Raw genomic sequence first — 14,267 nt, forward strand, 5'->3', positions numbered from 1 at the left:
CTCTTGGGTATGACCGCGGCGCAGCAGGTCAGCGAGTTCGAGTCCCTGCGACCACATCTCATGTCCGTCGCCTACCGGCTGACCGGCACGGTCGCCGACGCCGAGGACATCGTCCAAGAGGCCTGGCTGCGTTGGCACGGGCAGAACGCGGCTATCACGGACCTGCGGGCGTGGCTGACCACCGTCGTGAGCAGGCTGGGCCTGGACCGGTTGCGCTCGGCCGCGCATCGCCGCGAGACCTACACCGGCAACTGGCTGCCCGAGCCGGTGGTCACGGGCTTCGACCGAGGCGACCCGCTGTCCGCCGTGGTGGCCAGCGAGGACGCCCGGTTCGCGGCGATGGTGGTGCTGGAGCGCCTCTCGCCCGACCAGCGGGTCGCGTTCGTGCTGCACGACGGCTTCGCCGTGCCGTTCGCCGACGTGGCCGAGGTGCTGGGCACCAGCGCGGCCGCCGCGCGGCAGCTGGCGTCGCGGGCCCGCAAGGCGGTCACCGCGCAGCCGCCGCCGGAACCGGATCCCTCGCACGACGAGGTGGTCGGCCGACTGATGGCCGCCATGGCCACCGGTGACCTGGAGGCCGTGGTGGCGCTGCTGCATCCCGACGTGGTTTTCACCGGCGATTCGAATGGCAAGGCGCCCACCGCGGTCCACGTCATCGAAGGGGCGGACAAGGTGGCCCGGTTCATGTTCGGCCTGGCCCGCCGCTACGGGCCGGCGTTTTTCACGGCCAACCAGCTGGCGTTGGTCAACGGCGAACTGGGTGCCTACACGGCGGGCAGCCCCGGCGACGACGGCCACTGGGAGATGCGGCCGCGCATCCTCGCGATGACGGTGCGCGACGGAAAGGTTTGCGCCCTATGGGATGTCGCAAACCCGGACAAGTTCACCGGCTCTCCGCTGCGGGAGCTTCCTGGGTAGCCCACGGAACGCGGCAGGCGTCACCGGAATTGAAGCCCTGCTCGGTGATGCCCAGCGCGGAGTTCACCCGGGCCCGCATGTTCTCCAGCCCGATCTGGTAGGTCAGTTCGAACACGCCGGCGTCGCCGAAGCGGGCGCGCAGGTCGGCGACCTGCTCGTCGGTGACGGTGTGCGGGTCGGTGGTCATCGCGTCGGCGTAGGCGATGGCGGCGCGCTCGTCGTCGCTGAAAAGTGGCGAAGTCGCGTAGTTGTCGATGTCCTGGAGCCGCTCGATGTCCAGGCCGTCCAGCCGCTGCAGCATCGAACCGAAGTCGACGCACCACGAGCAGCCGATCGCGCGCGCGGTCCACAGCACCGCGAGTTCGCGCACGCCGACCGGCAGCGCCTTGGAGGCCCGGTCGACCATCGTTTCGTGCACGGCGCCGGCGATCATCAGTTTGCGGTGGTGCGCGGACACGGCGAACGGCTCGGGAACCTGGCCGTAGCGTCGCTTGGCGACCCGGTACATGGTCCGGGTCAGCAGGCCGGCGCGCTTGGGGGATAGGGGCTCGAGGCGGGTTTTCTGGGTCATACCCCTCAGACGGGGTTGCGTGCGAAAGTGTGACGGGCGCCCGGGACAGGGCCGTAGGATGCGCCTAGCCGCTGGACGGGCAGTAGCGATGGGGAGCGATTGAGAGTCGACGATGACCGCGCTGTTTAGCCGGGGGGCCGATCAGTACGACTGGCTCTCGGGCTATCTCGCTTCCCGCGGCATCAGCGGGGCCACCCGGGCCGTGATGGCCTTGATCGCCGCGTCGATGGTGCTGTGCCTCGTCGCGCTGCTGTCCAGCTCGGACGGTCCGCAGGGAACGGTGCCGGTGGCGATGACGTGGGTTGCCCTCGCTGGCGGGGTGGCGGGAATGCTGCTGTGGGTATGGCGCTGGCCGACGCGCACGCAATCGCTGATTTTCGCCATGACGTGCAACACCGCCGTCGCGTTGGCGTGCCTCGCGCACCCGAACCCGCTGGCCGCGCTGATCGGCTGCGTCGCCTTCGCGACGTTCGGCGCCTACCTGGCGTTCTTTCACACCACGGGATTCGTGCTGTACAACTTCGCGCTGGCCGCCGCCGTCGGCTCCTGGGAGGCCTTGTCGCTGGCCAGATCGGGCCATCCCAGCCTGGCTGGCGTGGATCTGTGGCTGGTGATCGAGGTCAACATCGCGCTGCCGCTGGCCATCCGGATCCTGGTGCGCGCCTTGTCGGGGGACCTGCTGCGCGCCGACCGCGACCCGTTGACGGGCCTGCTCAACAGGCGCGCGTTCCAGCACGAGGCGCTGGGCATGATCCTGGCCCGGCGCGGCATCGATTCCCACCTGGTCGTGATGCTGATCGACCTGGACAACTTCAAGGCCCTCAACGACCGGTGCGGCCACGCCGCGGGGGACCACGCGCTGGTCCAGGTCGCCCAGGCGCTGCTGGCCGCGGCCGACAACCAGGCCGTCGTATCGCGAAGCGGCGGTGAGGAATTCCTCTTGGCCGGCACCGCGTCGGGCTGCAACGCCGAGTCGCTGGCCGCGCGAATGTGCCGGGCCATCGCGGACTCGGCCGCGGGGGTCACCGCCAGCATCGGCACCGCCTGCGCGCGTCTCGACGACGCCGCGCCCGAACCGCAGGCGCTGCTCGGGGAGCTGATCAGCGTGTCCGATGCCGCGATGTACGAGGCCAAGCGGTTGGGCGGCAACCGAAGTCATCATCACGAACTTTGCTGAACCGGGCAGATCCTCGGCGCAGGCCGCAATCTGAGGCTGCTCGCCCGATATCGTGAAAAATTCCTGACAGCAAACCGGCGGACCTGAGCTGAACCGGTTGGTAGCATCCGGGCACCGCTTCGTGTGCTCGGAGGAGGCTTTGCCGTGGAGGGGGTGGAAGGCGAGGCCCTCGGGCGTTATCGGCTGCTCGAAGTGCTTCGATCCGGCAGCACCGGCACGGTGTATCGGGCCCACGACACGATGATGAGCCGTGAAGTCGCCGTCAAGGTGCTCGCGCCGGAGTTGACTGCCGAGCCAAACCATCAGGAACGGTTCCGGCGGCAGATCGGCATTGCGGCCCAGCTCAGCGACCCGAACATCCTCCCGATGTACGAGGCCGGCGAGATCGACGGGCGGCTCTATGTGGTGATGCCGGCCGTCCCCGACGGCATCAGCGTGCTGGATCTGCTGCGCCGCGACGGGCCCATGCACCCGTCGGTGGCCGCGCGGGTGATCGTGCAGGTCGCCTCGGCGCTGGAGGCCGCCCATGTGGCCGGGGTGGTTCACGGCGATGTGAAGACCTCCAACTTGTTGGTGGGCGGTGCGTTTGTGTACCTCACCGATTTCGGCGCCGCCGCGAGTGGCACCGATGCCGTCGATGCACGGACCGATATCTACGCGCTGACCTCCGTGCTCTACGAGTGCCTCACCGGTCAGCCCGCCATAGCGGGCACTGCGGGGGACCTTGCGCCGCCCAAACCCACCGAGATCGACCCGGCGATTCCGGCGGGATTCGACGAGGTGATCGCACGCGGCATGGCCGAAGATCCCGATGACCGCTATCAAACGGTTCGCGAGTTGGCCGCCGCCGCGCATAACGCACTCACGGCCGTTGCGTCGACCGCGGCGCCGACAACCGAAGTGGAGTTCGGTCGCTATCGGCTCCTTGACAGGCTCGGTCAAGGCAGCATGGGCGCGGTGTATCGGGCCCACGACACCGCCCTGGACCGGGATGTGGCCGTCAAGCTGCTGCAGCCGGAACTGGCTGCCGAACCCGGCTTTCGGGAGCGGTTTCGTCGTGAGGCGTATGCGGCGGGCCGGCTGGCCTGCCCGAACATCATCCCGATCTACGAGACGGGTGAGATCGACGGCCGCCTGTATCTGGTGATGCCGATCGTCGACGGCGTGGATCTGAAGGAGGTGCTGAAGCGCGACGGACCGATGAGTCCGCAGCAGGCCGTGCGGGTGGTCGAACAGGTTGCCACAGCGCTGCAGGCGGCGCACAAGTCGGGGCTGGTGCACCGCGACGTGAAGCCGACGAACCTGCTGATGGTCGGCGACGATTTCGTGTACCTGATCGATTTCGGGCTCGTCCACGAGGCCGATGCCGGTCGGTTGACACTGACCAACGTCGCCCCGGGAAGTCCTGCCTACATGGCGCCGGAGCGCTTCAGCGCCGGCAAGGACGGGAAGGTCGTCGACGCGCGCGCCGACGTGTACTCGCTCGCCTGTGTGCTCTACGAGTGCCTCACCGGGCGGTTGCCTTTCAGTGGTGGCGGGGTGGAGGGCTTGGCGGCCGCCCACCGCGCGGACGCGCCGCCCAAACCCAGTAGCGTCGACCCGGCGATACCCGTCGGCTTCGACGGGGTGATCGCACGTGGCATGGCCAAGGAGCCGGAGGACCGCTACCAGTCGGCGCACGAACTGGCCGTCGCCGCCCGCGCGGCCCTCACCGACGACTCCGCCAACGCTGCGCCGCCACCCGCCGTCAGTGGCGCCGCCGTCGCAGGGGAGGACGGGCCGACCGCGACCTCCGACCCGCCGCGCATCTCGCCGAAAAGACTCGGCCGCGGGAAGGTTCTGATTCTCGCCGCGGCGGTGGTGGTCGCAATAGTCGCCGGCGCCGCATTATTGCGAGTCACCAACCACTTTCCGTTCCATCCGGCGAAGCCACCGGGTGAGGTCGTGTTGCCGTTCACCGGTCTGAAGAATCCCGAGGAAGTCGCGGTCGACGCGCAGGGCGATGTCTATGTCACCGACAGCGGCAACAACCGGGTGCTGAAACTGGCCGCGGGTTCGACCAATCAGACCGTGGTGCCGCTGGCCGGCCTGGACCACCCCGAGGAAATTGCGGTCGACGACGCGGGTGACTTGGTGGTCACCGAGCCCGAGCTGCACCGGGTGCTGGAGCTGACGGCCGGCTCCACCAACCCCACCGTGCTGCCGTTCGCCGACCTCAGGGACCCCTCGGGTGTGGTGGTCGCCCCGCGCGATTCCGGCAACGATCGCGCCGTCGTTGTCAGCGACTGCGCGCACAACCGGGTGGTGGAGCTGCTCGGGCAGTCGGCCGAGCAGACGGAGCTGCCCCTTTCCGGCTTGGCGTGTCCCTCGGCCGTGACGGTAAGTCGCGGCGGCGCCCTGTTCGTCGTCGATCGGGACAACGAGCGGGTGCTGAAACTGCCGTGGACCGCGACGGTTCCGACCGTGCTGCCCTTTGTCGTCGGGCATCCCGATGACGTGGCCGTCGACGCCGGCGGCAACGTGTACGTGACCGAGGGCAAAGACAATCGCGTGACCAAGTTCGTCAGGGCCACCAACACCTCGATGACGCTGCCGTTCAACGGAGTCAAGAATCCGCAGGGGATCGGCGTCGACGCCGCCGGGAACGTCTACGTCGCCGACACGGGCAACAACCGCGTGCTGAAGCTCCCGCCCGGTCCGGGCTAACCCCTCAGCGCGAGAACATGATCGCGCGCTTGACCTCCTGGATCGCCTTGGTGACCTCGATGCCGCGCGGGCAGGACTCGGTGCAGTTGAACGTGGTCCGGCAGCGCCACACCCCGTCGACCTCGTTGAGGATGTCGAGGCGCTCGGCGGCGGCCTCGTCGCGGCTGTCGAAGATGAAGCGGTGCGCGTTGACGATCGCCGCCGGGCCGTAGTAGCTGCCCTCGTGCCAGAAGATCGGGCAGCTGGTGGTGCAGGCCGCGCACAGGATGCACTTGGTGGTGTCGTCGTAGCGGGCGCGGTCGGTCGGGCTCTGGATGCGTTCGCGCGTCGGCGGATTGCCGGTGGTGACCAGGTACGGCTTCACCGCCCGGTAGGCGTCGAAGAACGGCTCCATGTCGACCACCAGGTCCTTCTCCACCGGCAGCCCGCGGATCGGTTCGACCGTGATGGTGAGCTGTTTGCCCGGCTTCTTGGGTAACAGGTCGCGCATCAGCACCTTGCAGGCCAGCCGGTTGACGCCGTTGATGCGCATCGCGTCCGAGCCGCACACCCCGTGGGCGCAGGACCGCCGGAACGTCAGCGTCCCGTCCAGGTAGCTCTTGATGTAGATCAGCAGGTTGAGCATCCGGTCGCTGGGCAGGCACGGCACCCGAAAGCTTTGCCAGCCACCGGTTTCCGCGAACGCCTCGGGCTGGTCGGGGTTGAACCGGGCGATCTTCACGGTCACCATCACCGCTCCCTCGGGGATGGGCGGCAGCGGAGGTTCCAGCGCGGTGCCGACGTCTGACCCTGGTTCCAAAGCCATCAGTACTTCCGTTCCTTGGGTTCGTAGCGGGTCTGCACGACGGGCTTGAAGTCCAGCGCGATGTCGCTCAGCAGATCGGTGCCCTGCTTGTAGGCCATCGTGTGGCGCATGTAGTTGACGTCGTCGCGGTTCGGGTAGTCCTCGCGGGCATGGCCGCCGCGGGACTCCTTGCGGTTCAGCGCGCCCACCACGGTCACCTCGGCCAGCTCCAGCAAGAAGCCCAGCTCGATGGCCTCCAGCAGGTCGCTGTTGAACCGTTTTCCCTTGTCGTGCACGGTGATTCGGGAATAGCGCTCCTTCAGCGCGTGAATGTCCGTCAAAGCCTGCTTCAGCGTCTCTTCGGTGCGGAACACCGCGGCGTTGTTGTCCATCGACTGCTGCAGCGCGCCCCGGATGTCGGCGACGCGCTCGTTGCCGTGCTCGGAGAGGATGTCGCCCACCCACCCGACGACCATCGCGGCCGGGTCCGGCGGCATGTCGACGAAGTCGTGGCCCCGCGCGTAGCCGGCCGCGGCGATGCCGGCCCGGCGGCCGAAGACGTTGATGTCCAGCAGCGAATTGGTGCCCAGCCGGTTGGCGCCGTGCACCGACACGCACGCGCACTCGCCCGCGGCGTAGAGGCCCGGGACCGTGGAAGTGTTGTCCCGCAACACCTGTCCGGTGACGGTGGTCGGGATGCCGCCCATCACGTAGTGACACGTGGGGTAGACGGGCACCAGTTCGTGCACCGGGTCGACGCCCAGGTAGGTGCGGGCGAACTCGGTGATGTCGGGCAGCTTGGCCTCGAGCACGTCCTCGCCGAGGTGGCGGACGTCGATGTAGACGTAGTCCTTGTTGGGGCCCGCGCCGCGTCCCCCCAGCACCTCGAGCACCATCGAGCGCGCCACGATGTCGCGCGGCGCGAGGTCGACGATCGTCGGGGCGTAGCGCTCCATGAACCGCTCGCCCTCGGCGTTGAGCAGGCGGCCACCCTCACCGCGCACCGCCTCGGAGATCAGGATGCCCAGGCCGGCCAGGCCGGTCGGGTGGAACTGGTGAAACTCCATGTCCTCCAACGGAAGTCCCTTGCGGAAGACGATGCCGATGCCGTCGCCGGTCAGGGTGTGCGCGTTGGAGGTCGTCTTGTACATCCGGCCCGAACCGCCGGTGGCGATCACGACGGCCTTGGCGTGGAAGACGTGGATCTCGCCCGTCGCCAGTTCGTAGGCGACCACGCCGGTGGCCACCGGCCCGCTCGGGGTCTGCGTGAGCACCAAATCCAGCGCGTAGAACTCGTTGAAGAACTGCACGTCGTGGCGGACGCAGTTCTGGTACAGGGTCTGCAGGATCATGTGGCCGGTGCGGTCCGCGGCGTAGCAGGCCCGCCGCACCGGCGCCTTGCCGTGGTCGCGGGTGTGCCCGCCGAAGCGGCGCTGGTCGATGCGGCCCTCGGGGGTGCGGTTGAACGGCATCCCCATCTTCTCCAGGTCGAGCACCGCGTCGATGGCTTCCTTGCACATGATCTCGACGGCGTTCTGGTCGGCGAGGTAGTCGCCGCCCTTGACGGTGTCGAAGGTGTGCCATTCCCAGTTGTCGTCCTCGACGTTGGCCAGCGCGGCGCACATGCCGCCCTGCGCGGCGCCCGTGTGGCTGCGGGTGGGGTAGAGCTTGGTCAGCACCGCGGTGCGCGCCCGGGGCCCGGCCTCCACCGCGGCGCGCATGCCGGCGCCGCCGGCGCCGACGATCACCACGTCGTATCGGTGTTGGGAGATCACCGCATCAGCCTCCGATGTTCGGGTCGAAGGTAACCAGCACGTAGGTGCCCAGCACCAACGTGAATCCGATCGACAACAGCAGCAGGCTGTTGAGCCAGAACCGCGTGGAGTTCTTGCGGCTGTAGTCGTCGATGATGGTGCGCAGCCCGTTGCCGCCGTGCAGCTCGGCCAGCCACAGCAGCGCCATGTCCCAGATCTGCCAGAACGGCGAATGCCAGCGCTGCGCCACGTAGTTGAAGTCGATGCGGTACACGCCGTCGTCCCACATCAGCATGATGAACAGGTGTCCGATCGCCAGGAACACCAGCGCGATCCCGGAGAACCGCATGAACAGCCACGCGAATTTCTCGAAGTTGGGGATGCCGGCGCGCCGGCGCGGCGATCGGGGATTGTCCAGGCTGGCGGGGCGGTCGTAGAAGCGCTGCCTTACCGGCGCCGCCTGGCTTTCCCGGTATTGAGGCCCGAGCTGCAGGTCCGGGTTGCTCATCGGTAGTGCTCCAGGATGTGGATGCCGGTCACCACGCCGGCGGGGACCATCAGCAGCAAAAAGACGATGCCGACGATCCAGAACATCAGCCGCTGGTAGCGCGGCCCCTGCGACCAGAAGTCGATCAGGATGACCCGGATTCCGTTCAGGCCGTGGAATGCCACCGCGGCGATCAGGCCGTACTCCATCAGGCCGACGATCGGGGTCTGGTAGTCGTGGATCACCGCGTTGTACGTCTGCGGGCTGACCCGCAGCATGGCGGCGTCCAGGACGTGGACGAACAGGAAGAAGAAGACCGTCGCGCCGCTGATGCGGTGCAGCACCCACGACCACATGCCGGGGTCCCCCCGATACAGGGTCCGGGGTGGTCGCCGCTTGCGCGCGGTGGCAGTACTCACCAAGTCCTCACCGCCCTTAACGTGGAAACGACAGTCAAGCCGGGCAACTCAGCCTAACCCCGCCAGCTAACGGGTTGCGCCGAACAGTCCGCGCGGCGAACGGTCGTGTCAGAGTTAAAGTGACTGTCGCGAGCCGGCCGTCGGCGGTGGAATCGCAGGGAGGTGCGCATGCCCGATATCGATTGGAATGCGCTGCGCGGCAAGGCGATCCAGGCCGCGACCGGGGCCTACGCGCCCTACTCGCGATTCGCGGTCGGGGCGGCCGCGCTGGTCGACGACGGACGCGTGGTCACCGGTTGCAATGTGGAGAACGTCTCATATGGCCTTGGTCTCTGTGCCGAGTGTGGGGTGGTGAGCGCCCTGCATTCCAGCGGTGGGGGCCGGCTGGTCGCGCTGGCGTGCGTCGACGCCCGGGGCGCCCCGCTGATGCCGTGCGGGCGGTGCCGCCAGGTGCTCCTGGAGCACGGCGGCCCGGAACTGCTGATCGACCATCCGGCCGGGCCCCGCCGCCTCGGCGAACTGCTGCCCGACGCGTTCACCGCGGACCTGCCGGGGGAGTGCCCTTGACCGGCTTCGAATTCGACGCGCCAACGGTGATCCGGACCAAGCGCGACGGCGGGCGGTTGTCCGATGCGGCCATCGACTGGGTCGTCGACGCGTACACCCACGGCCGGGTCGCCGACGAACAGATGTCGGCGCTGCTGATGGCGATCTTCTGGCGCGGCATGGACCGCGGCGAGCTCGCCCGGTGGACGGCGGCGATGCTGGCGTCCGGCGACCGCCTGGACTTCCGCGACCTGCCCCTGCCGACCGTGGACAAGCACTCCACCGGCGGCGTCGGGGACAAGATCACCCTGCCGTTGGTCCCCCTGGTCGCGGCCTGCGGCGCGGCCGTGCCCCAGGCGTCGGGCCGCGGGCTCGGGCACACCGGCGGCACCCTGGACAAGCTGGAAGCCATCGCCGGGTTCTCCGCCGCCCTGTCCAGCCGGCGGGTGCGCGAGCAGCTGCGTGACGTCGGCGCCGCCATCTTCGCCGCCGGCGAGCTGGCGCCGGCCGACGCCAGGCTGTACGCGCTGCGCGACGTGACCGCCACCGTCGAGTCGCTGCCCCTGATCGCGAGCTCGGTGATGAGCAAGAAGCTGGCCGAGGGGGCGGGGGCGCTGGTGCTCGACGTGAAGGTCGGTTCCGGGGCGCTGATGGGCTCGGAGGCGGCCAGCCGCGAGCTGGCACACACCATGGTGCGGCTCGGCGCGGCGCACGGGGTGCCCACCCGGGCGCTGCTGACCGACATGAACCGCCCGCTGGGCGCGACCGTCGGCAACGCGCTCGAGGTCGCCGAGGCGCTCGACCGCCTGGCCGGCGGCGGGCCGCCCGACGTGGTGGAGCTGACGTTGCGGCTGGCCACCGAGATGCTCGACCTCGCCGGGATCGACGACCGCGATCCCGCCCGGGCGCTGCGCGACGGCACGGCGATGGACCGGTTCCGCCGGCTCGTCGCGGCCCAGGGCGGCGACCTGTCGGTCCCGTTGCCGATCGGTTCGTGTTCGGAGACCGTGACCGCGGCCCGGGGCGGCACAATGGGCGATATCGACGCGATGGCAGTGGGTCAGGCGGCATGGCGGCTCGGCGCGGGGCGATCCCGCCCGGGCGACGCGGTGCAGCCGGGCGCGGGCATCCGGATTCACCGCCGGCCCGGCGAGCCCGTCGCGGCCGGCGAGCCGCTGTTCACCCTCTACACCGACGCGCCCGAGCGCTTCGGCGCCGCGCTGGCCGAGCTGGACGGCGGTTTCGGCGTCGGTGACACCCCACCGGCGTGCCGGCCGCTGATCATCGATCGGATCGCCCCGTGAAACTGGACCTCGAGCAGATCAAGAAGGCGCCCAAGGCGCTGCTGCACGACCACCTCGATGGCGGGCTGCGGCCGTCGACCGTGCTCGACATCGCGGGCCAGATCGGCTACGACGGCCTGCCCGCCACCGACGTGGACGAGCTGGCGAAGTGGTTCCGCACCCGCTCGCACAGCGGCTCGCTGGAGCGCTACCTGGAGCCCTTCTCGCACACCGTGGCGGTGATGCAGACGCCCGACGCGCTGTACCGCGTCGCCTACGAGTGCGTCGAGGACCTGGCCGCCGACGCCGTCGTCTACGCCGAGGTGCGCTTCGCCCCGGAGCTGCACATCGACCGCGGCCTGTCGTTCGACGAGATCGTCGACGCCGTGCTGGAGGGTTTCGCCGCCGGCGAGAAGGCCAGCGCCGCCGCGGGCCGACCGATCAAGGTGCGGCTGTTGGTCACCGCCATGCGGCACGCCGCGGTGTCCCGCGAAATCGCGGAGCTGGCAATCCGGTTCCGGGACAAGGGGGTGGTCGGGTTCGACATCGCCGGCGCGGAGGCCGGCAACCCGCCGACGCGTCACCTGGACGCCTTCGAGTACATGCGGGACCACAACGCGCGCTTCACCATTCACGCCGGCGAGGCGTTCGGGCTGCCGTCCATCCACGAGGCGATCGCGTTCTGCGGCGCCGACCGACTGGGCCACGGGGTGCGCATCGTCGACGACATCGAGGTCATCGAGGGCGGTGGCGTACGGCTGGGACAGCAGGCATCGATCTTGCGGGACAAGCGAATTCCGCTGGAGCTGTGCCCCAGCTCGAACGTGCAGACCGGAGCGGTCAAGAGCATCGCCGAGCACCCGTTCGATCTGCTGGCCCGCACCCGCTTCCGGGTGACCGTCAACACCGACAACCGCCTGATGAGCGACACCACGATGAGCCTCGAAATGTACCGACTGGTAGAGGCTTTCGGCTACGGGTGGAGCGACCTCGAGCGGTTCACCATCAACGCGATGAAGTCGGCCTTCATCCCGTTCGACGAACGGCTGGCGATCATCGACGAGGTGATCAAGCCGCGCTACGCGGTGCTGATCGGTTAGTCGACGATCGCCAGCCCTTGTTCGGCGCGGACCTACCGGGGCAGGTCGGTGTGGTGGCGGCGGCCCGTCACGGCCTCGTAGATCGCGATGAGGACGACGGCGGCGGCGACCCCGATGAAGAACGGAATCCAGGCGATTCCGCCGTTGGCGTTGTGGTATCCGAACTGGCCGGCGACCGCCGAACCGATCAGGCCACCCACGGCGCCGAGAATCACCGTCATGATCATGCCGACGGTTTGTTTGCCGGGCATCACGAGGCGGGCCACCACACCGATGATCGCGCCCACGATGATCGCCAGGATGATTGATCCGATCATTGCAGCTCCTGTCGTAGCGGCTCCCCGAGTGGGCGCCGTCTGATTGCGGGTTCCCCGAACCGCCGGGCTTGTAACCCCTTGCGCCTCTGAACAATCTCTGTCCTGTCGGCTCGCGCGGTGAGACGATGCACGGATGGAGCAAGGTCGCCTCACCGCCGAGCAGGTCCACAATGTGGCTTTCGGCAAGCCGCCCATCGGCAAGCGGGGCTACAACGAAGACGAGGTCGACGCGTTTCTCGACGTCGTCGAGGCGGCTTTGCGGGATCCGGCCGGCCGCGCCCTGACCGCGGACCAGGTTCGCCACGTGGCCTTCTCCAAGCCGCCCATCGGCATGCGCGGCTACAACCGCGACGAGGTCGACCAGTTCCTCGAAGCCGTTGCGGCGCAGCTTCAACCGGGATCCGGCGCGCCCCCCACCCCCCGGTCGCACGCGCGCGATCGTGCCCAGGAGTCGACGGGCCGCCGGTTGTTCAACGTTGTCGCCGGCATCCTCCGGTGGGTCGCCGATTGACGGTGCGAAGGCGCCGCGGCCCCCGTCAGAACGCCGGGTGGAGCAGCGAATCGACGTTGCCGTGGAAGAGCCCCGGCAGGTCGGGCTCGGCGCAACCCATCCGCCGGTAGTCGTCCAGCGGCGTGGCCGTCCCCTCGGAGTGGGGGTAGTCGCTGCAGAACATGAACACGTCGCCGCTCTGAGCGGCCAGCTGCTTGGGGTTCTCGTAGGAGAAGGAGGACACCCGGACGTGGTCGAGGAAGTACTCGCTCGGCCGACGGGCCAGCGGGGCCACCGGCTTGCCGTTGAGCTGGGCCGTGAAAGCGGCCGCGCCGTCGAGCATCAGCAGAAACGGCGGCACCCAGGCGGAGCTGAGCTCGACCACGCCGAAGCGCAGCCGCGGATGCCGCTCGAAGACGCCGTGCAGGATCAGGTCGGACAGCGCCAGCGCCGGCGGCACCCACAGGAACACCGCCTCGGTGGCGGGCACCAGGTCGTCGCCCGGCTCGTCGGAGTACCAGCAATCGTCGAAAACGCGCACCTGGTCGGCGACGTGGAACACCGGCGTGACGGCGTGGTCGGCGAAGGCGGCCCAAATCCGGTCGTGCGCGGGGTGTGACAGCTCCCGGCCGTCCACCGGCCCGGCGCCGATCATGGCCAGGGTGACCCCGGCGCCCGCCAGCGCGCCGAGCTCGGCCTCGAGCCAGTCCGGGTCGCGCAACGTGAGGTGGGCGACCGGGTGCAGCCGCCCGCCACCCTCGGCGCGCACGGCCGCGCACCACCTGTTCCACGCCGTCATGTTGGCCGTCATCGCCGGAAGCGACGTCGACAGGCGGCGCTCCCAGAGCAGGCCGAAGTTGGGGAACAGGACCGCCTCGTCGAGGCCCGCGCCGTCGAGCCAGTCCAGGCGCGCCGCCGGCTCCCAGTAGGCGGCCGGCAGCGCCTCGTCGTACCGGTAGGAGGCGGCCTCGCCGGCGCGCTGCCGCTTGCGGTGCTCCCCGCAGGACGCGGTGTCGCCGGGCAGGTGGACGTCGGCCAGGGCGAGGCGCGCGCCGCGCCAGCTGAGCCAGGTGTAGCCGCGCTCGTCGTCGACCAGGCCCAGCGCGTCGTCGCGCGCCGCCGGGTCGATGTGGTCGGCCCACAGCGAACGGCCCTCGTAGAGGTGCTGGTCCGAGTCCACGATGCGGGTCACACCGCCAGTTGTCCCACCGACGCCCCGCCGCGTCAAGGGAGCCCGTGCAGGCTCGACATTCGCCGCATAGTGTGGCTGGACATGAAGCTGCCGCTGCTGGGGCCGGTGTCCCTCACGGGCTTCCAGCACGCCTGGTTCTTCCTGGTCCTGCTGGTCGTCCTGCTGGTGATAGGGATCTACGTCGCGGTGCAATTCGCCCGGCGGCGCCGGGTGCTGCGGTTCGCCAACATGGAGGTGCTGGAGCGGGTTGCGCCGCCGCGCCCCGGCCGGTGGCGGCACGTGCCGACGGCCCTGCTGGCCGCGGCGTTGGCGCTGCTGACCACCGCGATGGCCGGGCCGACTTCCGACATCCGGATCCCGCTCAACCGCGCCGTCGTGGTGTTGGTCATCGACGTCTCGGAATCGATGGCCGCCACCGACGTCGCCCCGACCCGGCTGGCCGCCGCGCAGGAGGCGGGCAAGAAATTCGCCGACGAGCTGACGCCGGCCATCAACCTGGGACTGGTGGAGTTCGCGGCCAACG

General features: G+C 69.4%; 14 protein-coding genes and 2 pseudogenes. 9 read left to right on the forward strand and 7 right to left on the reverse strand.

Annotation, left to right across the window (positions count from 1 at the left end):
* Positions 1 to 9: 9 nt before the first annotated feature.
* Positions 10 to 918 carry a sigma-70 family RNA polymerase sigma factor gene (locus A5673_RS16210; RefSeq protein ID WP_068234266.1) on the forward strand — a complete coding sequence of 303 codons (909 nt, stop codon included), beginning with the start codon at positions 10 to 12 and terminating at the stop codon, positions 916 to 918.
* Here A5673_RS16210 and A5673_RS16215 read toward each other — a convergent pair.
* A pseudogene (locus A5673_RS16215) lies at positions 884 to 1,522 on the reverse strand (carboxymuconolactone decarboxylase family protein); the annotation flags it as partial. The gene A5673_RS16210 and the pseudogene A5673_RS16215 sit on opposite strands and share 35 nt — an antisense overlap.
* Positions 1,523 to 1,601: 79 nt before the next feature.
* Between A5673_RS16215 and A5673_RS16220 the strand changes: the two are divergent.
* Positions 1,602 to 2,666: a diguanylate cyclase gene (locus A5673_RS16220; RefSeq protein ID WP_068234271.1), complete on the forward strand. Its 1,065-nt coding sequence runs from the start codon at positions 1,602 to 1,604 to the stop codon at positions 2,664 to 2,666.
* Between the two features lie 144 nt (positions 2,667 to 2,810).
* Complete coding sequence (locus A5673_RS16225) at positions 2,811 to 5,372, forward strand: serine/threonine-protein kinase PknD (RefSeq protein WP_156748287.1); 2,562 nt, start codon at positions 2,811 to 2,813, stop codon at positions 5,370 to 5,372.
* 4 nt (positions 5,373 to 5,376) lie between these two features.
* Here the strand turns inward: A5673_RS16225 and A5673_RS16230 are convergent, their stop codons facing one another.
* Genes A5673_RS16230 through sdhC form a run of 4 tightly spaced genes read right to left on the reverse strand, consistent with a single transcriptional unit; the run spans position 5,377 to position 8,753 of the window.
* Positions 5,377 to 6,177, reverse strand: a complete 801-nt coding sequence (locus A5673_RS16230; RefSeq protein ID WP_068234277.1) for a succinate dehydrogenase iron-sulfur subunit — start codon at positions 6,175 to 6,177, stop codon at positions 5,377 to 5,379.
* Positions 6,177 to 7,931: a succinate dehydrogenase flavoprotein subunit gene (gene sdhA / locus A5673_RS16235; protein WP_068234283.1), complete on the reverse strand. Its 1,755-nt coding sequence runs from the start codon at positions 7,929 to 7,931 to the stop codon at positions 6,177 to 6,179. The genes A5673_RS16230 and sdhA overlap by 1 nt, the downstream gene beginning before the upstream one ends.
* A 4-nt stretch (positions 7,932 to 7,935) precedes the next feature.
* Positions 7,936 to 8,418, reverse strand: coding sequence for a succinate dehydrogenase hydrophobic membrane anchor subunit (locus A5673_RS16240; protein ID WP_068234285.1), 483 nt, complete (start codon positions 8,416 to 8,418; stop codon positions 7,936 to 7,938).
* Positions 8,415 to 8,753 (reverse strand): succinate dehydrogenase, cytochrome b556 subunit, encoded by a 339-nt coding sequence (sdhC, locus tag A5673_RS16245; RefSeq protein ID WP_068234288.1) that lies wholly within the window; start codon positions 8,751 to 8,753, stop codon positions 8,415 to 8,417. Before sdhC ends, A5673_RS16240 begins: the two co-directional genes overlap by 4 nt.
* A 231-nt stretch (positions 8,754 to 8,984) precedes the next feature.
* On the opposite strand from sdhC, the gene A5673_RS16250 reads away from it, so the two are divergent.
* From A5673_RS16250 to A5673_RS16260, 3 genes are read left to right on the forward strand one after another with little or no spacing between them, the layout of a single operon-like run.
* Complete coding sequence (locus A5673_RS16250; RefSeq protein WP_068234291.1) at positions 8,985 to 9,383, forward strand: cytidine deaminase; 399 nt, start codon at positions 8,985 to 8,987, stop codon at positions 9,381 to 9,383.
* On the forward strand, positions 9,380 to 10,666 hold the full coding sequence (locus tag A5673_RS16255; protein WP_068234314.1) for a thymidine phosphorylase: 1,287 nt from the start codon (positions 9,380 to 9,382) through the stop codon (positions 10,664 to 10,666). The genes A5673_RS16250 and A5673_RS16255 overlap by 4 nt, the downstream gene beginning before the upstream one ends.
* Positions 10,663 to 11,745 (forward strand): adenosine deaminase, encoded by a 1,083-nt coding sequence (locus A5673_RS16260; RefSeq protein ID WP_068234294.1) that lies wholly within the window; start codon positions 10,663 to 10,665, stop codon positions 11,743 to 11,745. Before A5673_RS16255 ends, A5673_RS16260 begins: the two co-directional genes overlap by 4 nt.
* Positions 11,746 to 11,777: 32 nt before the next feature.
* On the opposite strand, the gene A5673_RS16265 is transcribed toward A5673_RS16260, so the two are convergent.
* Positions 11,778 to 12,062 (reverse strand): GlsB/YeaQ/YmgE family stress response membrane protein, encoded by a 285-nt coding sequence (locus A5673_RS16265; RefSeq protein WP_068234297.1) that lies wholly within the window; start codon positions 12,060 to 12,062, stop codon positions 11,778 to 11,780.
* 133 nt (positions 12,063 to 12,195) lie between these two features.
* On the opposite strand from A5673_RS16265, the pseudogene A5673_RS30060 reads away from it, so the two are divergent.
* Both A5673_RS30060 and A5673_RS30440 read left to right on the forward strand, forming a co-directional pair.
* Positions 12,196 to 12,321, forward strand: a pseudogene (locus tag A5673_RS30060) (DivIVA domain-containing protein); the annotation flags it as partial.
* The gene (locus A5673_RS30440; RefSeq protein ID WP_304442575.1) at positions 12,319 to 12,573 is read left to right on the forward strand and encodes a DivIVA domain-containing protein; all 255 of its coding nucleotides are present in this window, start codon (positions 12,319 to 12,321) and stop codon (positions 12,571 to 12,573) included. The pseudogene A5673_RS30060 and the gene A5673_RS30440, both read left to right, overlap by 3 nt.
* A gap of 25 nt (positions 12,574 to 12,598) precedes the next feature.
* Here A5673_RS30440 and A5673_RS16275 read toward each other — a convergent pair whose 3' ends face one another.
* On the reverse strand, positions 12,599 to 13,744 hold the full coding sequence (locus A5673_RS16275; protein WP_068234302.1) for an amidohydrolase family protein: 1,146 nt from the start codon (positions 13,742 to 13,744) through the stop codon (positions 12,599 to 12,601).
* 81 nt (positions 13,745 to 13,825) lie between these two features.
* Between A5673_RS16275 and A5673_RS16280 the strand changes: the two genes are divergently transcribed.
* Positions 13,826 to 14,267 (forward strand): VWA domain-containing protein (locus A5673_RS16280; RefSeq protein WP_156748291.1); only part of this gene is annotated, 442 nt, incomplete at its 3' end.

The organism is Mycobacterium sp. E3198, assembly GCF_001667015.1.
In the GTDB taxonomy this organism is placed as follows: Bacteria; Actinomycetota; Actinomycetes; order Mycobacteriales; family Mycobacteriaceae; genus Mycobacterium.

Bases quoted from the DNA above. Each gene is read 5' to 3' on its own strand.
- A5673_RS16210 (WP_068234266.1), top strand. From the start codon at position 10: ATGACCGCGGCGCAGCAGGTCAGCGAGTTCGAGTCCCTGCGACCACAT.
- A5673_RS16220 (WP_068234271.1), top strand. From the start codon at position 1,602: ATGACCGCGCTGTTTAGCCGGGGGGCCGATCAGTACGACTGGCTCTCG.
- A5673_RS16230 (WP_068234277.1), bottom strand. From the start codon at position 6,177: ATGGCTTTGGAACCAGGGTCAGACGTCGGCACCGCGCTGGAACCTCCG.
- A5673_RS16240 (WP_068234285.1), bottom strand. From the start codon at position 8,418: ATGAGCAACCCGGACCTGCAGCTCGGGCCTCAATACCGGGAAAGCCAG.
- sdhC (WP_068234288.1), bottom strand. From the start codon at position 8,753: ATGTGGTCGTGGGTGCTGCACCGCATCAGCGGCGCGACGGTCTTCTTC.
- A5673_RS16250 (WP_068234291.1), top strand. From the start codon at position 8,985: ATGCCCGATATCGATTGGAATGCGCTGCGCGGCAAGGCGATCCAGGCC.
- A5673_RS16265 (WP_068234297.1), bottom strand. From the start codon at position 12,062: ATGATCGGATCAATCATCCTGGCGATCATCGTGGGCGCGATCATCGGT.